Here is a 24,093-nt window from a genome sequence, read left to right on the forward strand (position 1 = left end):
CCAGGAGATCAAAATGGCGACAAATCCCCCAAAAGGCGACGGCCACAGAAATGGAGCAGTGCGTGATCGCAGCCAAACCCATAATCCCAAGACGGATCAGTGGGTCAAACGCGATGATAAAACCGGTCGCTTCATGGATGTGAAGCAAGACGGCACACCTTTCAAAGGCGTTCGAAAAGAACACAACTAACGTCATCCTCGAACATGTGAGCGTAGCGACGCGTTCGGGGATCCAGCGCGAGGCTCGTCGGAGACGACCGTATTTCTGCAAGGCGCCATCGCATGTGGCGCCTTGTTTGTTTTCGGCTTGACTGGATCCCGGCCTTCGCCGGGATGACGGTGGGAGATGACAGACTGCGCCGGGATGACGGAATGGGGAATGGTCTGCGAACGACGGGATGATGTGTTGGGGCTATCGCGGGGGCTAACCTTCTCCGGGATGAGGGAGATGGAGTGGAGATTGCCCATTCTCCGTCATGCCGACGAAGGTCGGCACCCAGACAAGCCGCAGCAGACTGTCGGTCAGAGAGCCTGCTCGGACTTATCAAATGGACCCGCGCCGATCTCGCCTGTTTGCGGATCGAAGAAATTGCGCCACTCGGGGTTCATCTGTTCGATCAAACGCAGCTTCCAAGTCCGCCGCCATTCTTTCAACTGCTTCTCACGCGCTATGGCTTGGTCGAGCGTTTCGTGGAGCTCGTAGTAGACGAGTTGCGTCACGTTGTATTGCGCAGTGAAGCCGGGAATGAGCTTCTGGGAATGCTGAGCCATCCGCGCGTGAAGATCACTCGTCACGCCAATGTAGAGCGTGCCGTTTTGGCCGCTCGCCAAGATATAGACGCACGGTGATTTGCTTTTCCGGCTCATGACGTCCCCCTGCGCAGATTGAAGCGCCGCAGGAGATCGCGCAAATCCTTTGATTGCTCGTTGGCTGGATCCCGGCCTTCGCCGGGATGACGGTGGTGGGGCTGACTGTTGCGCCGGTATGTCTAGAAATGGTTGGCGGCTGCGGCTGCGCTCGGAACTTTGCGCTTCGCCGGGATGACGGTGGTTAGGTGTCTCGGTAGAACCAACCCGCCGAGAGCGTGCGTCCTGAGATGCGAGGAAACGGAGCGTGCTCTCGGCGGTGTGGATCCGCGGACTGAATCGACCCCCCGACCAGCGCGCGATCCGGCGTCAAGTCTTCTTGGCTTTCTTCACTTTTTTCGTCTTGTGCGTCTGCGCGACCTTCTGCTTGCCAGCCTTGTGCGCGTGGACCTTTTTCTTGTCCTTTGATTTCAGCGTGACGAGCGTTGCAGTGTGCGAGGCGGATAGCCGTGGCGCTGTCGTTGCAGCCTCGGCGGAAGCGGTGGCGCCAACGCCGAGAGCGACGGCGCCGAGCAAAATCAATCGTGCAATTTTCATTGTCTTCTTTCCCAAGCAGAGCCGCAGCCGGTCTCGAGCTGCAACGCGACGCTAGGCGGCGGTTCCAGAAAAGAGAAAGAAGAAGACTTCAAATGCTCGGAAGATTTTTTTCGAACGGCCGCCTCGCCTCGGAGGCACTCGTCGCATTTTTGCGACGGCTTTATATGTCGTCTCGGCCACATCGAGGCGCGAAAACATTTCGGCGTTCATCGGACGTATACGCCGCATCAATCACAGCGATTCTCAGCGAAAGACCGCAAACGCCTTGTTTGTTGCGTTTTTGATTGTGTCCAGCATGAAGCCGCTATGCGCTTCCACACCTTATCCTCAGTCCTCCCCGTTCCTTTTGCACCTTGGGTAAACGCCGCTCGGCAATAGCGAATCAACGCGCTTCAGTCGTATCCAAGTGCTTGAGAAATAATGCGGAGTTGAAGATGAAACTCGGTGGGGCGCAGGCGCCATTATCGGTCTATATGCTGGCCGATCACCTCGACGCTGCACTCGCCGCCGGCGAGGACATCATGGTGCGCGGCAGCCAGTGGCGCGAACTCGCGGAGCACACCAGCGAGCCGGCAGACTTCGTGATGCGTCAGCGCAAGATTGCCGACGAGATCCGCGCCCTTGAGCTGATGCTTGTCGCCCGCGTCCTGAAGGCGCGCAGCCATGCCGCAGCGCTCTCGGAATACGACGATCGTTTTCGTATGCTCGGGCGGTTGTTTGTGGCGGGCACGGCCATTCTGCTCGACGCGGTCGAGGAAAGCGGCGACGCGCGCGAACTCGACTTCGACACGGGCGATGAGATCATCGCCTACGTTCGCAGCCGCGGACTGATCGCTCCCGATGCAGCGGCCATCCGGAAAGCGTCGGACCTGACGATCGACGACAGCTTCCTGGTCGCCGCGCGCATGGCTCTCGGGCCTCTCTTGGATATGGCGGCGGCCTTCCTGGATGCTCTCGACGTCCAATACGATCTCTTCGTCGAAGAGGCGCCGGTTGCGAAGCGGACGCTCCTGCTCGACCTCGACGACGCCGACCGGCTGCCCTTGAACTGACGGCGCGACGTCGCAGACGCCCAGCGCGTTTTGCTGCGCCATTTGGCGACGCGTGCCGAACGGGCGGGGGAACGCTTGACCGAACGCGACGCCACAGTCGCCCGTCTGAGAACAAGCGAACGCGCCTCAGCTTTGGCCTCAGGCTTCTCAACCGCAGCCGCCGACTTTTCGAAATTCACCGCGATGCTTGCCGGCACAGTTCCGTCAACGGACGCCACACGGGTTGAATCCGTGCGCAGGACGTTGGCCAATGCGGGCTTCATGGTTTTCACCGCTGTCAGCATCTTGCCGGCGACCGGCGCGAAGACCGACGTCGACATGGCATCAAGCGCCATCGCGATCATCATGCCGCCCTGGGCCTGGTCGAGCGATGCGAACGACCCGATGGAACCCGGGACCGGCGCATAACGGCGATTTCTTTTATAGGTCGCGTCGACGATGGATGGCGCCGACATCACGCGGACTTCGAGTTTCGCAACGCCGCTTCCGGCAAAGCCCAGCTTGTGCGCGGTTGCGCGCGATACGTCGAGCTTGCGCTGACGCCAGTACGGTCCGGCGTTGTTGACGCGAACGACGGCGGCATTGCCATTATCAGGGTTGCGAATGAGCAGGATCGTGCCGTCCGGATAGATCGGGCTGGCGGCGCTGTCGGCCTCGTTGGGGCGGAAGGCTTCGCCAGATGACGTCAATCCGCATGGGTTGTAGCGATCGCGGCGACAGTCGTCATAGTACGAGGCTTGGAGCACCGTGTCCTGGCCAACAATGGCGACCATCTCGGCGATGCTCAGCACGCGGTGACAGGTGTGGTTGAAGCAGTATGTCTTGCCAGGCGTCTTGGCTTCGACAGGGGCGGCGCTGAAGGCCAACACCGTTGCAACGGCTGCCGGCACACTCCAGGCAGCCCATGCCGCTGCGCATACGTGCGCACGGCGACGAATACTCGATGACATCCCTACTCTCCCGTCTTTCTTCGGCACGGGCCTACGCGCCGTTCTCCTCCGTGCGTTCCATCCGCCTTGGAACAAAACACCAACTGCAGCGCCGGACCATAGAGTTTGCGATGCACCACGACAACCCAAGAATTGCCGTTACAATTCTCAAGCAATCACAAGTTATTTCATGACGTTGCGTGACTGAGTTGGCTCCATTTCTACGGAGGTGAAACGGTGTGCCGCATGCGCCCCCACGGCCACGGTTGCTGAGGCGTATATGCATCATGCGGCGCGTAATACGAAGCCGAACGAAATTCTCCGGTTGCGCCGCATAGGGCGTATGCGTCTCATCTCGCGCGGGGGCCGCAAATACGGGGATTTTCGGGGGAAATTTTGCGTCTATTCCTGGGATCTATTGCGTTGGCATTGCTGCCGTTTCTAAGCGGTTGTGTCTGCGATCCGCCGGTCGAGCGACTAACCATCAAAAAGCGCGTGCACGCGAAACGGGTCGCGCTGGCGATACCGGCCAAGCCAAGACCTAGCACCGACGCGACGGGGCCATCCGCCACGTCCGTGCTGAGACCAATACGCATCAAGAGGTGCGACTGTCCGCAGGACTTTGATCCGCATGTTTGCGGCGATCGGAGCGCTTACACGTGGTCGCCGGACTGCAACAAACAGTCATCAGGAACCATAAGGCCCAGCGCTCCCGAGCCTGCGCCGGCACCTATCGCAGCGCCCCTCGCGGCGCCTGATAGGGCGACACCAGCGTCGCTCAAAGGTTCAGCGCAGCCTTGAGCGTTTCAGCCGCCTCGTTCAGGCGCTGAGGATTCGAGCAGCGCAGCACGAGGTCGGACACCGGGCGGCCATTGCGCAATTGCGGGTAGCTGCCCATCGCCACGTCGCGATAGCGCTGCTGGTGTTTCGAGAAGATATCCGCGATCTCGCTTTCGGGGCGATCGACGGGAATGGTGATCGACAAGAGCTTGGCGCCGGTTTCCAGCATCGGCGTCACGCTTGCGAGCATGGCGCGCATGACGCTCGGCACGCCGGCCATCACGAACACATTGCCGATGCGAAACCCCGGCGCGACCGAGAGCGTATTGTCAATCAGCTCGGCACCAGCGGGGGCTCTCGCCATGCGCAAGCGCGCAGCCGTCACCTCAAGCCCGCGGCCGGTATAATAGTCACGAAGCAGCTTTTCCGCGCGGGCGTCGATGTCGACCGAAACGCCGAAGGCCTTGCCGATACTGTCGGCGGTGATGTCGTCGTGCGTCGGACCGATGCCGCCGGTCGTGAACACATAGGTGTAGCGGGAGCGAAGCGCATTGACGGCCGAGACGATCTCATCCTCATCGTCGGCGACGACGCGCACCTCTTGCAAGCGGATGCCGATGTTCGTCAAATGCTCGGCGACGGCGCCGATGTTCTCATCCTTGGTGCGGCCCGACAGAATCTCGTCGCCGATGACCAGGAGGGCTGCCGTAACAATCCGTTCTTCCGTCAAGGTTCGCTCGTCCATCGCTGCTTTCAGCCGCCGTCATAGCACCGCCGAACGCGCGGCGAAAATACTTGCCGGGCGGCGCCGAACGCCGATATGGCCTGATCCATGAAATTTACACACCCTCTCGTGCCCGGCATTCTGATCCAGCGCTACAAGCGCTTTCTCGCGGACGTCACGACCGCAGGCGGCGTCACCGTCACTGCGAGTTGCCCCAACACGGGCTCTATGCTCGGCCTAACGAAGCCCGGCTCGAGGGTCTGGCTTTCGGAAAGCGACAGCCCGACGCGTAAATACCGGCATACCTGGGAGATGATCGAGGCCGACCTTGGGACGGGTCCGCACCTCGTCGGCATCAATACGGGACGACCGAACGCGCTCGTCACCGAAGCCATCGAGACCGGAACGATTGTCGAGCTCGCCGGATATCCGATGTTGCGGCGCGAAGTGAAATACGGCCTCAACAGCCGCATCGACGTGCTGCTTTCGGGCGGACGCGATAATCGCGACTGCTATGTCGAGGTGAAGAACGTGCATTTGATGCGCGAGAACGGCCTCGCCGAGTTTCCCGACAGCAAAACAGAGCGCGGTGCCAAACACTTGCGCGAACTTGCAAACATGGTTGGCGAGGGCCACCGCGCCGTGATGGTTTTTCTTGTGCAGCGCAGCGATGCAGAGAGTTTCAAGCTCGCGCGTGACATCGACCCCGCATATGCCGCCGCTTTTCAGGCTGCTGCAGCATCAGGTGTTGAAATGCTCTGCTATAAATGCCAGCTCAGCCCTACAGAAATCGCAGTTGAGAAACGCATCGAGATTGCGGATCTTTAACGAGAAGGCCGGTCAACGGCTGAAACACACAAGAGAGAGGCAACGTACTCTCCAGCAGACGGCGTTTAGGGCGCCGGTCAAGGAAACGAAACCCAAGGTGACGATCGATGTATTCACGTCGCGATTTTTCGAGGCTCGGGCTTGCCCTGGCCGGTGGCGTCGCAGCACTTAAATCGGCAACCGGCTTGGCGGCGGAAGGTTCGGCCGAGACATTCCAAGTTACGAAGTCGGACGCGGAGTGGCGCAAAGAGCTGACGCCGGAGCAGTACAACGTGCTGCGCAAGCAGGGCACCGAACGTGCTGGCACGTCGCCGCTCGATGCAAACGACGCGCCGGGCACCTACCTTTGCGCCGGATGCCAGCTTGCACTGTTCTCGTCGGAAACGAAGTATCATAGCGGCACCGGCTGGCCGAGCTTCTGGAAGCCGCTTGATGGTGCGGTCGAGACGTCTACCGACAACAGCTACTTCATGACCCGCACGGAGGTTCATTGCCACCGCTGCGGCGGACATCTTGGTCATGTGTTCGAAGACGGTCCGAAACCGACAGGCCTGCGCTACTGCATGAACGGCGTGGCTTTGAAGTTCGTGCCCAAAGTCGCCTAGCCAGCAAGCAAATCGTCAAGCGCTTTGGGCGAGAGCCTTGCTCTTGCCCGAAGCCAGAAATTCCGTCGCCTCGGCGGCGGGCATCGGCATTCCCAACAGATAGCCCTGCCCGAACCCGACATGAAGCGCGCGCAGCCTTTGAAGCTGCTCGTCTGTCTCGATCCCTTCGGCGACAACCGTACAGTTCAGGTTGCGCGCAAGCTGCGTGATCGAGCGCACAATGAGATCGCTTTCGCGCGAACGCCCAAGCTGACTGACGAACAGCCGATCGATCTTGATGCGATCGAGCGGGAAGCTGACAAGATAGCTCAATGACGAATAGCCGGTCCCGAAATCGTCAAGTGCGATCGAGACGCCGAGTTGTTTCAGCCGCTTGAGCTGATCGAGCGTCACAGGATCGTTTTGCAGCAAACTCGTCTCGGTGATCTCGATTTCGAGCCGATTGGCCGGAAGGCCCGATGACTTGAGCGCGCGCTCGACGCGTTGCGCGACGTCGTCGGAGGCGATCTGCAACGGCGATAGATTGATGCCGACGACGACATCGGATGGCCACTTCGCGGCCTGGGCGCATGCAGCCTCGATCACCCAGCCGCCGATATCGTTCGCCATCCCGATTTCATCGGCTATACTTAAGAATTGGGCGGGCGGCAGCAGACCGCGCAGCGGGTGCCGCCAACGAATGAGACACTCGAAGCCGGCAATTTCATTCTTGGTCAGGCCGTGGATCGGCTGGAAAAAGAGTTCCAATTCGTTCTTGGCAAGCGCGCTCCGCAGCCCTTGCTCGACGGCCTGGCGCTCTTCCACCGAGCGCAGCATGTCGGGCTCGAAAACGCAGTGCGCGTTGCGACCCGCAGACTTGCTCGCGTACATCGCAAGATCGGCCTGCGTCAGCAGTTGATCGCCGGTAGAGTCGCTTTCGAAAGCGATGGCGACGCCAACGCTCGCGCCAATCTGCACGCGCTGACCTTCCAGAAAGAACGGATCGCATAACGCCGAGACGAGACGCACGGCCAGAGCCTGCGCCGTAGCGCGGCCGCAGATCTCCTGAGCGACGACAGCGAACTCATCGCCGCCGAGGCGCGCGACCAGATCGCCGTCACGGACGACCTTCGCGATCCGCGACGCCGCCATTCGCAACACCGCGTCGCCCGCCGCGTGACCGAAGGCATCATTGACGCCTTTGAAGCGATCGAGGTCAATATAGAAGACGCCATATTCCGGCGACTGGTCGCGATCGGCGGCCAGCGTGTTGAGGCGGGCCATGAAAGCGCGGCGGTTGGCGACACCCGTCAGGCCGTCGGTCATCGCGGCACGTTCGGTCTCTTCGCGCGCCGACACCAGGGCGGCAAAGGAGTCCTTCAGTTTTTCGACGGCCTCCAGGCGCTCGGCGAAAATCCGGGCGTTCGACGCAATGAGGCCGACGAGGAACATGAAATAGCTGAGCGCCAGTGCGGCGAGAATGAGATGGTTGTCGAGCGTGATGAACACGCACTTCACCGCCAACGGGATCAGGATCGTCGCCGCATAGAGGATCGCGGCGGCAGGAATGGGAGAGAGCAAGACGCTGCCACTCGCGGCCATGCCGACTACAAGCGCAACAATGATGACCTCGCTGTTGGCAACCGTCCCGGTCCATAGCGTTCCAAGCAGACTCCAGGGCAGCGCCAGCAGGACACTAAACAGCAAGGCGTTTCGGGCCGGCCGGCGCGAGGTATTTCTGCCGTTGGCAGACGTCCGGTGATTAGCACGGTTACGCAGTGACCGAATGCCGACAAAACTGCAAATCGCTAATGCAAAGAGCGTCCAGAGCACGAGCGCAGGCCATCGAATTAGGCCGCTGAATGCGATGGTGGCCAGCAGGACGTTGATCGCGTAACCAGCCATCGCCGCTGGCGTTGCCCGGGCGATACTCGCAAGTTGCTCCTTGTGGACGGATGACCACTTCCACCCGCCTTCATCATGCAGAAATTTCACTTCCAGGCCTCAGTGCGCATTGAGACGGCGGCCACACTAGGCCGGAGCCCTTAACGATCCTGCTGCGCCAGGACAGATAATTCGTTAAGTTGCTCCCGCACTCGCAAAAAAAATCGCGCTTTCCGAGTGTTGCGCCGCGTCACTCGCTGCAAGCAAGATATGATAATTGAGAGCATAAGCGGCGCCGTGCGAGTTTTCGTTATGGCCCCGCGACCCGGGAGGCTTTGCGGCATGTTTCGGCCATTCCGGTGGCCCATGCGTACCTCGGTCATGTGATGCAGAAGCATCACACGAAGGGCAACGGATTCCGCAGGGCGGTGCGTTTTCTTCTCCGGGTGTATGGGACAGAGCTTCCGCGTGCCAATCGTTCAGCCCGGCATGTGAAGTTCTTACGAGAGCAAAGAGACTATGGCGTTACTCCGGTGGGTTTCTACGGTCGTCGTTATCGGTGCGATAGCGGGCGGCGTCTATTATACGATGCACGGAGGCAGCGGAGCGCCGGAGGATGGCGCCAAAGGCCGGAATGCGCGCGGCGGCTTCGGCGGCCCAGTTGCCGTTCTTGCCAAGGACGCCGCGAAGGCTGACGTGCCGATCTATCTCGAAGGCGTCGGCTCCGTTAAAGCTCTGAACACCGCGACCATCCGGGCGCAGGTCGACGGCCGCATTTTGAGCGTCAACTTCAAGGAAGGCCAGGACGTCAAGAAGGGCGATCTGCTCGCCAAGATCGACCCGGCGACCTATCAGGCGCAGCTCGATCAGGCCGTAGCAAAGAAAGCGCTCGACGAAGCCCTGCTCGCCAACACCAAGCGCGACCTCGACCGTTACCAGAAGGTCGGCACGCTCGCCATTTCCCAGCAGCAGATTGACACCCAAGTCGCGCTGATCAAGCAACAGGAAGCGCAGATCAAATCCGACGTCGCGGCCATCGAGAATGCGCAGGCAATCCTTGGCTATACGACGATCGTGGCGCCGTTCGACGGCCGTACCGGCATCCGCCTCGTCGACGAAGGCAACCTCGTGCACGCCAATGACACCACCGGCATCGTCGTGATTACGCAGGTGCAGCCGATCACAGCGACTTTCACGTTGCCGCAGCAGGAGTTGCCCACCCTGATCAAAGCCATCGAGACCGGTCCGCTGGTCGCGACGGCGCTGTCGACGGACGGCCAGACGGAACTCGAAACCGGCTCGCTGAAGGTCATCGACAATCAGGTCGACCAGCAAACCGGCACGATCAAGCTTAAGGCCGAATTCCCGAACGAGAAGCGTCAGCTTTGGCCGGGCCAGTTCGTCAATGTGCGGTTGCTGGTCGATACCGTCAAAGACGCGACGGTCGTGGCAACGGAAGCCGTGCAGCGCGGACCCGACGGAACCTATGTGTTCGTCATCGGCCCCAACAACACCGCCGAGATGCGTGCCGTCAAGGTTTCGCGCCAGGACGACAAGTTCGCGGTCATCGCCGAAGGCCTCAAGCCGGGCGACAAGGTCGTGACGAGCGGCTTCAGCCGTCTGAAGGACGGATCGACTGTCTCTATTAATGACGGCACATCCGCGCCTGCCACCGACAAGCCGCACCACAAGAAGTCGCCGGACGGCAAAAAGTCGACCTCGGCGGATCAGAACGCGCAGGCCGCGCAGTTGCCGACGGAAGCCGCGCTCGTTACCGGCTCGACGTCAGGCGACGAACAGCGCCACGGCAAACATCGCCGCCACCACGACCAGGATAACGGCGCATCGCCATGAGCGTTTCGCACCTTTTCATCGTCCGTCCGATCGCGACGTCACTGCTTGCAGTAGCGACGATCCTCGGCGGCATTCTCGGCTACTTCGCGCTGCCGATCTCGTCGTTGCCACAGGTCGATTTCCCGACCGTCGAGGTGACGACCGAGCTTCCGGGCGCTAGCCCCGAGACGATGTCGACGCTCGTTACGGCGTCGCTCGAACGCCAGTTCGGACAGATCCAATCGCTCGCAGCGATGTCTTCTACGAGCTCGTTCGGGTTGAGCCGCATCACGCTGCAGTTCAACCTCGACCGCGATATCGACGCCGCGGCGCAGGACGTCCAGGCAGCGATCAATGCCGCTGGCTCGACGCTGCCCAAAAACCTCCCCTACCCGCCGACCTATTCGAAGGTCAATCCGGCCGACACGCCGATCGTCACCTTAGCGCTGACGTCCGATACGCAATCGCTCAGGTCGCTGTCTGACCTTGCCGATACGCTTTTGGCGCAACGCTTGGCGTCGGTCTCGGGCGTCGGCCACGTATCGATCGAAGGCGGCATCAAGCCTGCGGTGCGCGTCGAAGCCGATGTCTCGCGGCTGGCGAGTTACGGCCTCAGCATGGCCGATCTCAGCGCCGCGATTGCGAGCGCCAACGTCTCGGGGCCGAAAGGTTCGATCGACGGCGTGAAGCAATCCTACACGATTGCCGCCAACGACCAGATCGACCAGGCGCACATCTATGAAGACGTCATCATCGCCTATCGGAACGAGGCGCCGGTCCGCGTCAAGGACGTCGCGAAGGTCACGGAAGGGCTGGAGAATACACGCGTTGGCGGCTGGTATAACGGCAAGCCTGCGGTCATCGTCGACGTTCAGAGGCAGCCCGGCGCCAACGTCATCGATACGGTCAACCGCATCAAGGACGAACTGCCCCGCGTCGAACGTTCGATGCCGGCCGGCGTCAATCTGCAGATCGTCAGCGACCGCACCGGCACGATCGAGGCTTCCGTCCGCGACGTGCAGTTCACGCTCGTCCTGAGCGTCGGCCTCGTCGTCATGGTCGTGCTTTTGTTCCTACGCTCGCTGCGCGCGACGATCATTGCAGGCGTGGCGCTGCCGGTTTCTCTGATCGCCACGTTCGGCGTGATGTATTTCTGCGGCTTCAGTCTCGATAACCTGTCGCTGATGGCCTTGACGATCGGCACCGGCTTCGTCGTCGACGACGCCATCGTCATGATCGAGAACGTCGTGCGCCACATCGAGAAGGGCGAGAAGCCGATGAAGGCGGCGCTCGATGGTGCGCGCGAAATCGGATTCACGGTGATCTCGCTGACGCTGTCGCTGATCGCCGTCTTCATCCCCCTGCTCTTCATGACGGGCCTCGTCGGGCGCATGTTCCGCGAGTTCGCGATGACCCTGACGATTGCCGTCGTCGTCTCCGCGATCGTGTCTTTGACGCTGACGCCGATGATGTGTTCGAAGCTTCTGCGCGGCGGCCATGACGAGAAGTCGGGCATCATCGGCCGCTTCATCGAGCGCGTGATCGCCGGTTACGACCGCTCGCTGGAATTCGTGTTCCGGCATCAGGGCGCGACGCTTATCGTGGCGCTGATGACCGTGGTCCTGACGATCTGGCTCTATGTCATCATGCCGAAGGGCTTCCTGCCCGACCAGGATACCGGCGCCATCACCGCCGTCGTCGAGGGCAGCCCGCAGATCTCGTTCACCGAAATGACGAAGCTGCAGAAGGACGTCGCAGCCATCGTCGCAACGGATAGAGACGTTGCCGGCGTCGCTTCGATCGTCGGCATCGGCCAGCTCAATGCGACCCAGAATGTGGGCAGCCTCAAGATCATGCTGAAGCCGCGCGACGAACGCGAGTCCAACGTCGTCGAGGTGATCCAGCGCCTGAAGCGCGAGGTCAAGACCGCGCCGGGCACGATGGTCTACTTCCAGCCGGTACAAGACGTGCAGATTTCAACGCAGTCGAGCCGCGCACGCTATCAGTATACGCTCGCCAGCACCGACAGCGCCGAGGTCACTGAGTGGTCGAAGAAGATGGCCGACGCGCTCAGGACATCGCCGTTCCTGCGCAACGTCGCAACGGAAGAAGTCGATGGCGGCCTGATCGCGCGGATCGACGTCGATCGTGTCGTCGCCGGACGCCTCGGCGTTACGATGCAGGCCATCAACGATGCGCTGAGCAATGCGTTTGGCCAACGGCAGGTTTCGACGATTTACGAGCAGGCGAACCAGTATCGCGTCGTGCTGGAAGCCGCCGAGCAATATCGCAGCGACCCGTCACGCCTCAACCGGCTTTACGTTGCATCAACGACGGCCGGGACGCCCGTGCTGCTGACGGCCGTCGCGAAAATCAAGTACGAGACGGCGCCGCTTGCGATCAGCCACCAGGATCAGTTCCCGGCCATCACGATCAGCTTCAACCTGGCGCCGAACGCGTCGTTGAGCGATGCGCTCGCGGCCATCGACACGGCAAAGAAGGATATCGACCTTCCCGCGACGGTATCGGGCACGTTCTATGGCGACGCGGCGGAGTTTTCCAAGTCGCTGCAGAACCAGCCGTGGCTCATCCTGGCGGCCATCGTCACGATCTATATCGTGCTCGGCGTGCTTTATGAGAGCCTCATTCATCCGTTCACGATTTTGACGACGTTGCCGTCGGCTGGCATCGGTGCGGCGCTGGCACTGGAACTGACGGGCAACGACCTGTCGTTCGTGGCGCTGATCGGCATCATCCTGCTGATGGGCATCGTGAAGAAAAACGCGATCATGATGATCGACTTCGCGCTGGAAGCGGAGCGCGAGCGTGGACTATCGCCGCGGGCCTCGATCAAGGAAGCGGCACTTCTGCGCTTCCGACCGATCATGATGACGACGCTTGCGGCGCTGTTCGGCGCATTGCCGCTGGCTCTCGAAAGCGGAACGGGATCGGAATTGCGCAACCCGCTCGGCATTACCATCGTCGGCGGCTTGCTGCTCAGCCAGCTGCTGACGCTTTACACCACGCCCGTCATCTATCTGGCGATGGAACGGCTGCGCGCCCGGCTTGGCGGCCGCGCGCTCGACGCCAATGGCGAACCGGTTGCCGCTGCGCCGGAGCAATCACGGGCGATCACCGCGGGTAACCGCGAGGCTGCGGAGTAGGCGCATGAACGTCTCACGCATCTTCATCGAACGGCCGATCGGCACAGCCCTTCTCGCCATCGGGCTCTTTCTGGTGGGCGCGGTCGCATACTTCATGCTGCCGGTCGCCAGCATGCCGTCGATCGAAATTCCAACGATCCGCATCATGGCGTCGCGACCGGGTGCCGATCCAGCGACGATGGCAGCAAGCGTTGCATCGCCGCTCGAACGCCGACTCGGCGAGATCGCGGGCGTGACGGAAATGACGTCGACCAGCTCGCTCGGCTCGGCATCGATCGCGATGCAGTTCGACCTCAACCGCAACATCGATGGCGCAGCGCGCGACGTTCAAGCCGCCCTCAACAGCGCGACGGCCGATCTTCCCGGCGATCTTCCGCAGGTGCCGACGTACCGCAAATATAATCCATCAGCGGCGCCCATTCTCATTCTGGCGCTGACGTCGAAGACGATGACGACCAGCGACATCTACGACACCGCCGACACGATCCTGGCGCAACGTATCTCGCAAGTCGAAGGCGTGGCCGATGTGGATGTCAGCGGTGCCGACCAGCCGGCGACGCGCATTCAGGTCGATCCGACGCTCGTGGCTTCGATGGGCGTGAGCTTCGACGACGTCAAAAACGCCGTCGAGGCGGCGAACGATCTGTCTTCGATCGGCTCCATCGACGGACCGAACCAGACGATTGTGCTGCAGTCCAATTCGCAGATGACAGAGCCCGAGGATTACAGGGGCATCATCGTCAAGAACATGCCGAACGGCGATGTGGTCAAGGTCGGCGACGTGGCCAAGGTCATAAAAGCGACGCGCAACGCCCGCTCGCTCGCACGCTACGGGCTGCAACCCGCCGTGCTGCTCATCGTCACCAAGACGGCCGATGCCAACGTCATCGACACCGTTGATCGCGTGAAGGCGATCCTGCCGCAGCTCAAGGAATGGATTCCGGCGGGCGTCGACATTTCCATTTTGTCCGACCGCACGACGACGATCCGCGCTTCGGTGCACGACATGCAGTTCACGCTTGGTCTCACGATCCTGCTCGTCATGTCGGTCGTGTTCGTCTTTCTGCGGCGCACGACGCCGACCATCGCCGCGGGCATCACGGTGCCGCTCTCGCTTGCCGGAACGTGCGCGGCCATGTGGGCGGCAGGCTATTCCATCAATAACCTGACGCTGATGGCCCTCGCCGTCGCGGTCGGCTTCGTGGTCGACGACGCAATCGTGATGATCGAAAACGTCTACCGCAACATGGAAAAGGGCATGAAGCCCATTCCTGCGGCGCTGGAAGGCTCGCGCCAGATCGGCTTCACCGTCATCTCGATTTCCGTCTCGCTCGTCGCAGCATTCATTCCTGTGCTGTTCATGACCGGCATTGCCGGCCGGCTGCTGCACGAGTTCGCCATGACGCTGACTTTCGCCATCGTCATTTCCGCGATCGTCTCGCTGACCGTCACGCCGATGATTTGCGCGCACTTCATCAAGGAAGGCGCCGAAGAACACCGCAACCTCGCCGACCGTATCTTCGAAGGTGCGCTGAGCATGGTTGTGCGCGCCTATGCGTTCACTCTCAGGATCGCGCTGCGTAATCAGCTTGTCATGCTGAGCGTCTTCATCGCGACGATTTTCCTGACCGTGCACTTTTACAGCGTACTGCCGAAGGGCTTTCTGCCCGAGGACGACACGGGCCTGATCATCGCGGCGACCGAAGCCAATGCGGATATCTCATTCGCCGAAATGAAGAAGCTCCAGGACCGGGCGCTCAAGGTCATCCTCGCCGATCCTGCCGTCGACAACATCGGTTCGTCGATGGGCGCCGGCGGCTTCAATCCGACGCAGAACCAGGGCCGCATGTTCATCAGCCTCAAGCCGCTCAGCGAGCGCGGCAACGTGCCAACGGCGGAAGTCATTGACCGGCTGAGGAAGCCGCTCGGCAAGATCGTCGGGCTGGCGACGCGGCTGATGCCGTCGCGCGATATCCGCGCGGGTGCCCGCTCGGGCAAAGCCGACTATCAATACACGCTGTGGTCGCTTAACGCCGACGATCTTTATGCCTGGGTGCCGAAAGCCCTCACCGCGGTTCGCGCAATTCCCGGTGTCGTCGATGTCAGCTCGGATCGCGAATCCGGCGGCCTTCAGCTCAACGTCAACATCAACCGCGATGTCGCTTCACGCCTCAACGTGGCGATCGCCGATATCGACACCGCGCTATCCAACGCCTTTTCGCAGACGCAGTTCTCGACGATCTATACCGATCGCAATCAATATAAAGTCGTCATCGAGGTGGACCCCAATCTCCAGGGCCAGCCGAAAGATCTGTCGCGCATCTATGTACCGACGATTGACGGAAGGCGGCAGGTTCCGCTGTCGAGCGTCGTGACATTGACTGAAGGCATCGCGCCGCTCGTCGTCAATCACCAGGGACCTTTCCCGGCGGTCACCATCAACTACAGCCTGAAGCCGGGTGTCAGCATAGACACGAGCCTGCAGGCGATCGATCAGGCGCTGCAGAAACTGCATATGCCGGAAAGCATCCGGGCCGAGCCCGCCGGCGATGCCAAAGCATTTCAGGAGCAAGCGCGCGCCCAGACGCTGCTGATCGTCGCCGCTCTGCTCTCGATTTACATCGTACTCGGCGTTCTCTACGAGAGCCTCGCGCATCCGCTGACGATCATATCGACGTTGCCGTCCGCGGGCCTCGGCGCGCTGCTGGCCCTCGAACTCGCCCATATGGATCTGTCGCTGATCGCACTCATCGGCGTCATTCTGCTGATCGGCATCGTGAAGAAGAACGGCATCATGCTGGTCGATTTCGCAATCCACGCCGAACGCGAGCTTGGGCTTTCCCCGCATGACGCCATCTATGACGCGTGCCTGCAGCGCTTCCGGCCCATCCTGATGACAACGCTCGCGGCACTCCTGGGTGCTGTTCCGCTTGCCGTCGCCATCGGCCCCGGCTCGGAATTGCGCCGGCCGCTCGGCATCACCATTATCGGCGGACTGGTCGTGTCGCAGATCCTGACGCTCTATACGACGCCGGTGATTTACCTGATGCTGGAGCGTGGGAAGGCTTGGATCGCGCGGCAACGAAAATCGCGCTCGACGCAAATGGTTCCGCAAGACGCACCTAGGCCGTGAACTTCCCTGCTGGCTCGCATCTACGCCAGTTCACTTATCTACGACAACCGCGCCGATCCCATAGCCGGTGCCCGATCCCGACTGCGGAATTTTGTTGCCGACGTAGTCGCGAGATCCGACATCAAGATTGAATGGCGGCTTCGTCAGATCAATTGCGCGCCCCATCAGCTTTTGCGAGACGTGCAATGCCGCACGCGGACACGATCGCTTATAGCCGCCGCAAATCTCTCCCAGGGCGGTGGTGTCAAGTTGCGGATCATCGGTGAATGCCGTCGACTTGCCATCGAGCGTTTCGTTGCCCGTCGCTTGCCGCCAAGTATCAAGATTGGTGTAGTTTCTATCGCGCCACCGAATGGCGAACTGGTCCGTCAAATAGTAACTGTTGGAGAGGATTTGAACCTCAGGCAGTTCTGACCCGGTATTGATGTAGTTCGCTCCATTCAGTGCTATGATGAGATTGTTTGCAATGATCGCGCCCTTGGGATTTCCCTGAATGGAAATGCCGGCGGTTGTGTTCGACGGCCCGTTGGAAATCAGCGTGTTGTTATAAATACTGAGCTGGGGCGAGTCGGCTCCCCTCGCAATTACGATGTTTCCGAAGTAGGAAGCGCCCCACGATGTGGCGTTGTTCACGGCGACATTATAGCGAATGATATTCCGCCCCCACTCGCCGTCGATATATGCGGCAAAGCCGGCACCCCAGTTGTCGTGAGCATAGTTGTATTGAAGAACCGAGTCCGTGACGTAGCCGTCGAGATCGAAGCCATCCCAATCGCAGCCTTTGACGAATTTGCTCGGCTTGGCGTTGTAGACTTCGTTGAACTGAATGACGATGTGACTTGAGCTATACGCCCAGAAACCGGATGGCCCACCGCAGGTATCGACATTGGCGCCGAGATTGTACGCAATGTTGTTTTGAATCAGGCCGCCAGTGACGCCATTGGCGATCATGCCGTTGCCGTCGGCCCCGTTGGTACCGCCGGGCCGGCCTCCAATGTCGTAAATGACATTGCCCTGATACAGAATGTTTCGGACGTTCTTGTCGCGTCCAAAGCCATAAAGCCCGTTATTGTCCGGACTTGTCGGTCCGTCAGAACCGTGCAGCACATTGTCGATGACATTCACACCATCGAGTCCGGCGCCCGGGTGGCCAGTAACAAAAATCTCGGCTCCATTCTGTCCGGGGCTGGTGGTGAAGAACCCGCTAATGTCGCATCGTCGAACTGTTATGTTTCGAGCGGCGTCATTGTCGTAAGGGTTTTGAATCCAAACACCAAAGGGCGTCTTGCCGCCGTTGCCGCGTAGAGTGCAATCCTGCACGACAACGCCGCTGGCGCCGACGATGTCGATCGCTGCCACGAGACGCCCGGCGCAGTTCGATTTGATCTGAAATTTTCCATGCCCATAAGCGCCGATCGTAACCGGACGTTCCGCGGTCCCGCGCAGCATCCCGCGCGAAATCTGAAGACAGCCTACAAATGTCTTGCCGCCCTCAAGGAGAATTGAATCTCCGGCATTGTAGACGGACTGCTGTATCCTCCCGAGGCTGCGCCAAGGCGCGTTAGGGGCTGTTCCCGAATTCAAATCATCCCCAGTCGGCGACACATAATAGGTCGTCCCAGTACCGGAGGGTTCAGACGATTGGGCTTTGGCAACGACGGCGCAGCAGAGCTGCAAGCAGACGACAAGGACAAGCGTCACTGCGCCCAGAGGGTGGGGGAAACTCATGAAACGCATATATGCCCTCGCGGTGAATTCGGCGCAGGCCGAGATCGACCTACCGGGTTTGTTGAATGCCAACTGAGGGAGTCAATTCAGCGTTGGGCAACGATGGCCAACGTGGCATCGGTGTCCTATGCCGCAATTTGAGCCGAGGCATCAAGCTGGCAATTCCACAGGCGTAAAACAACACGGTGTAAGGGTAAAAAACCAGAACTATCGATTCAAATGGTGAGCGAGCGACGAGCAATAATAGCATCGACGCGAAAAATGCCGTCGTGCTGCATGGAAAATTCATGACGTTCATCAGCGCGAAATAAACAAAGACAAGGGCAGCAGCCAGAAACGCAAGTAACCCGACCCATCCCAGGTCGACCAGAATTTCGCGGAAGGTATTGTGAAACTGAAAGACGCGTCCATCCGTCTGCCCGAACATCGACAGCACTGAAGCCGTTTCATTCGAGTCGCCGAGCCAAAATGCCTTATATCCATGTCCAAGCAACGGGGCTCTCGCAATCCAGATATCGGCCCAGTCCCAAAGCGTGGTTCGGCCTGTCAACGTCGGATCTTTGTTGAAGGCGGCAAGCACGCGGTCTGACGAGAACCCTATGCCAGCAAGGGCCAAGGCGACGAACATCACGGCGATGAGCCCAATGACTACAAATGTCCAGCGAGACCATCGGTCAAACCGCTTGAGCATTAGGAAGCCCAAGAATGCCAATGCGAAGCCGACGGCCGCAAGCGCCGATGAGAGCGCCTCGACGCCGGCCGCTATACCCGCGCCGAGCGGAAGAAAGACGAGCGTCGACAAGCGGGACAACGTCGGCTGACCTGAGTCCGTGACCACCCCCAAGGCAGCGGCGAACAGCGTAAGGCCCACGAACCCCATTGCGTCCTTGCTTCCCGTTATTCCGATGAGTACCGGACCCGCCGCCGACGGGCCAGTTTGACCGGATATGAGGGAAGCAATGACCACGATTGCCATCGCGTAATAAATGCCACGAACAATTTCTCGGCTTGTCGCGCAGATGCCGATGAGAATGCCGACAAAGATCGTCACAAGCAGCTGGATACCATACCAAAGCGAGATGGTCGGCACGTCTGACCAGGTCGCCGACAGCATGACAATCCCCGGAAAAATGAGCACGACCTTAAGTTCGGCACCATACCCCACAAGCTCCCGGTGAAACTTGAGAGCGCAGAGGCCCGTGACCGCCATTATCAGCAATGGAATAATCAGCGAAAAAATCTGAACGTTAAAGATGGCAAAGAAAAACGTCGTGGCGGCGAGCGGGTAATTCAGCAGGCGGCGGCGCGATCGCTGCGAGGATTTGTGTTTTCGTGTCATCGCTTTCAGCCGTCCCCTCAAACTGCCGAACTGGATCTGGCTGCGCTAAAGACGGGAAATGCCTTCCACATCTGCCGCAAGGCGCGCTGAGCCGGCTTTTCGAGCAGGTTAAACATCGTAACTGCCAGCGCAAGCATCGACGCGAAGGCGATCGCGATAGCGGTCATGTCGCCGAAGCCTAGTCCCTTCAGATTTGAGATGATCGTTATCCCGATGTTTTCATGCAGCAAGTACAGCGAATATGATGCCTGACCAACAAGCAGCAGCGGCCGCCAACTGAGCGGAACATTCAGACAAATCAGAACACCCATCAAAACGACCCCGGTCGCGACGAAGAGCGCCGCCACAACAGACGGCTGATCGAGCAAGCTGACGTAGTCGAGATTAAGGACGTAAAGAATTACCGCGCTCATCAGACAAAGACTGGCCGCGAGAGCGTTTCGGGAGAAGTGCCATTGGGCGATCGCGACGCCGAAGAGAAAGAAGCTCATATATTGGTGAATGAATATTTTATCAGCGAGGTTAGGAGCGATGTGAAAGCAAATTTCGCCCAGAATGCCGAACAGAATGATCCCGGCCCAGACCCGCCGGCCCAAGAGGATCAGAAAAATGGCGACCACCGCATAAAACTTAAATTCGACGGCCAAGCTCCAATACACACCATCGACATACTGAAAGTTCCACTTCGACGGCAGAACGGCGGGAAGCATCAGCATACTCGAAATGATGTCGACGACACCGCGATGGAAGGGTTCGGGACCAAAAGCGTTGGCGATAAAAAACGTCACGAAGATCGAGCAGATAAGCGCCGGGTATATCCTCGAAAGCCGCCTGAAGAGGAAGTCGATTGCGTTACTCGAGCTCTCGACCGTTAGCGCGATGACTGTACCTGAGATGACAAAGAAGAATTCAACGCCGAAGCGGCCGAGTTCCCATAGCGGCGAATAGGCCTGTGAATACTGATAGAGGTTGTCAGGAAAAAACGGGGGTGCCCAGCGAACAAGATAGTGAAAGCAGATGACGAGCAGGATCGCCAAACCGCGCAGAGAATCGATCGTGTCGATGCGCTTAACCGCATTGGTTTCGCGCCCCGTAATCGTCTCGGTGGCGTTTGCTGGGATTCTTATCACGGCTGATGTTCCGGAAGCCGGCTGGCTTCTGCCGGGTGACAAAGGTTTCGCAGTCGAGACAAGAGCCGAGACGTGTCGGACACGTCTACAAACACAGCGCGTTCGGTTTGACGCAACGCGTTTGCTTTTTCGTTGTAGCCGGAGGCATCGAGATGAATGAGAAAATCGGAGACCGTTTCCTGCATTGGCTCGCGAAACGTCCAGCCGCGATTGTCGCGCTCTACAATGTCGCCTGTGGCCGTACCTACCCGCGCCAATGCAGGCACGCCGTATAGGCCGCCCTCGTAAAGCCGGTTCGGTATCAGCCAATCGGAGTTGGCACCCCAGGCGCTGAAGTCGATCGCCCAGGCGAAATCGACCGCGGAATAGATTTCCTGAAGATCGCGCGGATTTTGGTATGTTCCGAAATAGGATATATTCGGTGTTTCCGCTGCGACGGATTCGAGCAGTTCACGTGTAATCCCGTCCGGTTCCGACGGAACGCCCCTGATATGGACGGCAATCCGACTCCCGAGCCGAGACGCCATCGCGCGGAGAATCTCTAGACTGCGATTGCAGCGAAGAACACCGAACCAACCTATCGTCCAAGCACGCCCGTCGCTTTGATTGCGGATGTGATACAGAGGATGAACCGTCTCGTTCTCTGGCCCGAGCTTGTTTTCAAGAAGAAACCACTCTCCCGTGTATCTCTGAACAGGCGAGAAATAACGGTCGATAAAATAGGGAGAGCTCACAACCAGCAGTCGGCTGCAAGCCAACAGCCGACGCTCTAGGAAGCGCAGGATGGCTGCCTTGACGCCGCGACCTGTAAAGGCCGGATAAACATCGAGCGCTTCGTAGACAATCGCTGCCCGGGAGCGCGCCAAAAGGCGGCCCAACCAAGCCAGCGCAAGCATGTCGATGTTGCGTGCATAAAGAATGTCGACCTGCCGAATGACCGCACGGTGACGCCATAAAATTACAATCGCTTGCATCAAGCTCAACAAACGACGACCGTGATGCCCGTCCTCGGTCACTCCAAGATCGATGTTATTCCAATCTGGGGGGGGCAATGCCATTTCACGGCGACGGGCGAACATGAAACCGGTAACGTCGGCACCATTTCTTTGCAATGCGCAAACGCGCTTTCGGATGGTGCTCTCGTTCGAGTCATGCCCAAAAAACGCGATGCTGATGTTCTCGCGCGCACGCCTTGCTCTGCTTTTATCAAACGAAAGCTCGATCCCCTCGTCCTGTCCGATGCAGTAGCTTGTTGGCATCTCTTTGTCCGGCTTCGGAGTTATCGCTCAGCGCACACAATCGACTTCGATCGACGTGCCTCGATGAGCGTAGGGAGCAAGACTGCAAACCGTCGACGCCGATACGTCCGACCGCCCGTCGACGTAGGCGAGCAGTTCACGGATGCAGGCCTCGCGAGAATAATGTTGCTTGAAGTAGGTGTAGGCGGCATCCGCGCGGCGGCGGCGTAATTCATTGTCCGATAAGAGTGCACTGACTGCATTGCCGAAAGCGACAGGGTCATCGCAGACGTTAAGCGCCGATGCGATGTCGTCCCCCATCCCCTCGACGGACACCGTAGTCGCTACGATGGCCTTGCCCTGGGCCAATGCCTCGACGACTTTGACTTTCAGTCCGGAGCCTACCGTCAGCGGCGAAATAACAACGCTGGCTTCGCGATAGAAAGGGGCAAGGTTGTCGACGATGCCGCAGAACTTGGCTCGGGGCGCACCTTCGGGAAATTGCGAACCGACACCGCCGGCGACAACCAATTCAGCGTCGGGATTTTCGGCACGTATTTGCGGCCAGCAAAATTCCAGAAACCATCTCAGGCCGATCACATTCGGAGCCGTATTGCTCCCGATGAACAGCACGCTTTTGCCTGCGCCTGGTTGAGGCGCGTCGACTGATGCGCACACGACGGGAGACAGCAGCACGGTATGATCCGGAAGACGAGCCTTGACGTGCTTCGCCTCGATATCCTGAATAGCGATGATCGCATCGGCCTGACCAAGAAGCTGCATCTCGCTGGCTTCGTCCAAAGTCTTGACCGAGTCAGGCAGCTTGGCGTCCTTGAAGCGACTTTCTCTCACGGAAAGAAGGTCGTGCATGACGACCAGGCTGCGCGCCGACTCGCTAAGCGCGAACGGGATTGCCGGCGTGGTGAACGCATAATCGGCGATGACCAGTTCACTTTTCGAAGCGTGCCGAGCCACGTACAGAAGTTCGTCGCGTTGCCAAGGCGCGCCAATGACATAGGGCGCCGGCGTATCCCAATAAGAGAGGCGTTCCACGCCAAAGCGTCGTAGGGCGCGTGCAATCTTGGCCATCACGGCCGCAAGTGCAATGCGTGGGTCTTTGCTGACGCAGATATTTCCGAGCTTCCAGACGCCACGCAGAAAAATTTGATTGAAGACCGACATTTCCGGACGAAGACGAAACACTGGCAAGCGCCCGATGGTACCGGCGTTCGGAGACACGAGCGTTACGTCGTAGCCGTCGTCTCGCAACGCCCGGCAAATTCCCAGAACATACGCGGAGCTGCCGTTTGTCGGCCCGATGATGCGTTGTCTTGAAATCAAACAGGCCTTTTTGGTCGACTCAGACTGGCCTTTCGAAACTTGAATTCGGCGCAGACGCTGGAGCCGCGCAGCCAACGGCATCCCCAGAGCCGAGATCGTGTTGGGATGGTGGATCGCAATCTGGAGAGCTTGCGACCACGATCGAGATTTGATCGCCGTAACGAGACGATCGAAGTTCAAGGCGCGTTCGATGGATATCTGGCGGCGAGCGAACGCTTCGGCGACTTCAACGGGACAAGCCGATAGCGACGCCTTCAGGCGCATGTCGCCGTTGAGCATCTGCTGGAGGTCGTCGCGTGACAAACGGTGAGAAATCGAATTCGGATGCTTGCGGTAGAAATAGCCAAGACTGTCGATCAGGCGATATTTGGCGCCCGCAGCAAGGGCCCGCGCGATAAGATCGGCATCTTCGCCAATCTTCAGCGCCGTATCGTATGTCAGGGTGTGCTTGCGTAAGAACGCCAAGTTCAAAAGTGGTTTGAGGTAGCCTGTCGCCGGAACGGTCCCGTAGATGAGGTTCGAATTCAAAAAATCGGCGAGCGAGATATAGGCCATCTGTCGCTGAGCTTTTGAAAGGTGCTCGCCAGGACGGCGTCCCTCGCCGAATACGAGCAGGTCATCGGCGCAGATATCCGCTCCGGCCCGGGCTTCCTCGACGAGCCTTTGCAGCCGTTCCGGGTGCATGAAATCGTCGCTATCAAGAATGGCGACCCAGGTTCCCTCAGCCGCAGCAAGTCCGGCGTTGCGCGCAGCGGACGGGCCAGCGTTGGTGGGCAGTTCGATCAATCTGACGCGATGATCGCGAGCGGCAAAATCCCGCGCGATTTCTCGGCTTCCGTCTGTCGACGCGTCGTCGACGACGATGACTTCGAGGCGCTTCAACGTCTGCCTCAATGCCGAATGAATCGCGCCGCCGAGGAATTGAGCGCAATTGTAATTGGCGATCAGAACCGAGACGGTCGGCGCGGGTGAAACTCTAAGCATTACTTATGTCTTAAAGCC

At 59.6% G+C, this 24,093-nt stretch carries 17 protein-coding genes; 8 read left to right on the plus strand and 9 right to left on the minus strand.

Features of this window, described 5'->3' with window-relative positions; genetic code table 11:
- Positions 1 to 13 precede the first annotated feature (13 nt).
- Complete coding sequence (locus HYP802_RS23865) at positions 14 to 190, plus strand: hypothetical protein (RefSeq protein ID WP_013948402.1); 177 nt, start codon at positions 14 to 16, stop codon at positions 188 to 190.
- Positions 191 to 522: 332 nt separating this feature from the next.
- On the opposite strand, the gene HYP802_RS0116020 is transcribed toward HYP802_RS23865, so the two are convergent.
- Together HYP802_RS0116020 and HYP802_RS0116025 are read right to left on the minus strand one after the other, a co-directional pair.
- Positions 523 to 867, minus strand: a complete 345-nt coding sequence (locus tag HYP802_RS0116020; RefSeq protein ID WP_013948404.1) for a GIY-YIG nuclease family protein — start codon at positions 865 to 867, stop codon at positions 523 to 525.
- Positions 868 to 1,176: 309 nt separating this feature from the next.
- Positions 1,177 to 1,404, minus strand: coding sequence for a hypothetical protein (locus HYP802_RS0116025; RefSeq protein ID WP_013948405.1), 228 nt, complete (start codon positions 1,402 to 1,404; stop codon positions 1,177 to 1,179).
- Positions 1,405 to 1,838: 434 nt separating this feature from the next.
- On the opposite strand from HYP802_RS0116025, the gene HYP802_RS0116035 reads away from it, so the two are divergent.
- On the plus strand, positions 1,839 to 2,456 hold the full coding sequence (locus HYP802_RS0116035) for a hypothetical protein (protein ID WP_024276121.1): 618 nt from the start codon (positions 1,839 to 1,841) through the stop codon (positions 2,454 to 2,456).
- A gap of 75 nt (positions 2,457 to 2,531) precedes the next feature.
- On the plus strand, positions 2,532 to 2,864 hold the full coding sequence (locus HYP802_RS23870; protein ID WP_024276122.1) for a hypothetical protein: 333 nt from the start codon (positions 2,532 to 2,534) through the stop codon (positions 2,862 to 2,864).
- A 1,299-nt stretch (positions 2,865 to 4,163) separates the two neighbouring features.
- Here the strand turns inward: HYP802_RS23870 and HYP802_RS0116050 are convergent.
- A complete protein-coding gene (locus HYP802_RS0116050) occupies positions 4,164 to 4,910 on the minus strand; it encodes a molybdopterin-binding protein (protein WP_029671034.1) in 747 nt (248 codons plus the stop codon).
- A gap of 87 nt (positions 4,911 to 4,997) precedes the next feature.
- Between HYP802_RS0116050 and sfsA the strand changes: the two genes are divergently transcribed.
- Together sfsA and msrB are read left to right on the plus strand one after the other, a co-directional pair.
- Positions 4,998 to 5,717, plus strand: a complete 720-nt coding sequence (gene sfsA, locus HYP802_RS0116060) for a DNA/RNA nuclease SfsA (RefSeq protein WP_024276124.1) — start codon at positions 4,998 to 5,000, stop codon at positions 5,715 to 5,717.
- Positions 5,718 to 5,824: 107 nt separating this feature from the next.
- Positions 5,825 to 6,322 carry a peptide-methionine (R)-S-oxide reductase MsrB gene (gene msrB, locus HYP802_RS0116065; protein ID WP_013948411.1) on the plus strand — a complete coding sequence of 166 codons (498 nt, stop codon included), beginning with the start codon at positions 5,825 to 5,827 and terminating at the stop codon, positions 6,320 to 6,322.
- 15 nt (positions 6,323 to 6,337) lie between these two features.
- Here msrB and HYP802_RS0116070 read toward each other — a convergent pair whose 3' ends face one another.
- On the minus strand, positions 6,338 to 8,296 hold the full coding sequence (locus HYP802_RS0116070; protein ID WP_024276125.1) for an EAL domain-containing protein: 1,959 nt from the start codon (positions 8,294 to 8,296) through the stop codon (positions 6,338 to 6,340).
- A gap of 408 nt (positions 8,297 to 8,704) precedes the next feature.
- Between HYP802_RS0116070 and HYP802_RS0116075 the strand changes: the two genes are divergently transcribed.
- From HYP802_RS0116075 to HYP802_RS0116085, 3 genes are read left to right on the plus strand one after another with little or no spacing between them, the layout of a single operon-like run.
- Positions 8,705 to 10,039, plus strand: coding sequence for an efflux RND transporter periplasmic adaptor subunit (locus HYP802_RS0116075; RefSeq protein ID WP_013948414.1), 1,335 nt, complete (start codon positions 8,705 to 8,707; stop codon positions 10,037 to 10,039).
- Complete coding sequence (locus HYP802_RS0116080; protein WP_013948415.1) at positions 10,036 to 13,182, plus strand: efflux RND transporter permease subunit; 3,147 nt, start codon at positions 10,036 to 10,038, stop codon at positions 13,180 to 13,182. The genes HYP802_RS0116075 and HYP802_RS0116080 overlap by 4 nt, the downstream gene beginning before the upstream one ends.
- 4 nt (positions 13,183 to 13,186) lie before the next feature.
- Entirely contained in the window at positions 13,187 to 16,315 is a 3,129-nt protein-coding gene (locus tag HYP802_RS0116085) for an efflux RND transporter permease subunit (protein ID WP_013948416.1), read from the plus strand.
- A gap of 30 nt (positions 16,316 to 16,345) precedes the next feature.
- On the opposite strand, the gene HYP802_RS0116090 is transcribed toward HYP802_RS0116085, so the two are convergent.
- The 5 genes from HYP802_RS0116090 to HYP802_RS22985 form a co-directional block, all read right to left on the minus strand.
- A complete protein-coding gene (locus HYP802_RS0116090; protein ID WP_013948417.1) occupies positions 16,346 to 18,052 on the minus strand; it encodes a right-handed parallel beta-helix repeat-containing protein in 1,707 nt (568 codons plus the stop codon).
- A 40-nt stretch (positions 18,053 to 18,092) separates the two neighbouring features.
- Positions 18,093 to 19,382 (minus strand): O-antigen ligase family protein, encoded by a 1,290-nt coding sequence (locus HYP802_RS0116095; protein ID WP_013948418.1) that lies wholly within the window; start codon positions 19,380 to 19,382, stop codon positions 18,093 to 18,095.
- Between the two features lie 17 nt (positions 19,383 to 19,399).
- Entirely contained in the window at positions 19,400 to 20,512 is a 1,113-nt protein-coding gene (locus HYP802_RS22980) for an acyltransferase (protein WP_013948419.1), read from the minus strand.
- Positions 20,509 to 21,486 carry a glucosyl transferase gene (locus tag HYP802_RS23875; protein ID WP_157135438.1) on the minus strand — a complete coding sequence of 326 codons (978 nt, stop codon included), beginning with the start codon at positions 21,484 to 21,486 and terminating at the stop codon, positions 20,509 to 20,511. Before HYP802_RS23875 ends, HYP802_RS22980 begins: the two co-directional genes overlap by 4 nt.
- 312 nt (positions 21,487 to 21,798) lie before the next feature.
- Positions 21,799 to 24,075, minus strand: a complete 2,277-nt coding sequence (locus HYP802_RS22985; RefSeq protein WP_024276127.1) for a glycosyltransferase — start codon at positions 24,073 to 24,075, stop codon at positions 21,799 to 21,801.
- Positions 24,076 to 24,093 lie beyond the last annotated feature (18 nt).

It is taken from the genome of Hyphomicrobium sp. 802 (assembly GCF_000526135.1).
Lineage (GTDB): Bacteria > Pseudomonadota > Alphaproteobacteria > Rhizobiales > Hyphomicrobiaceae > Hyphomicrobium_B.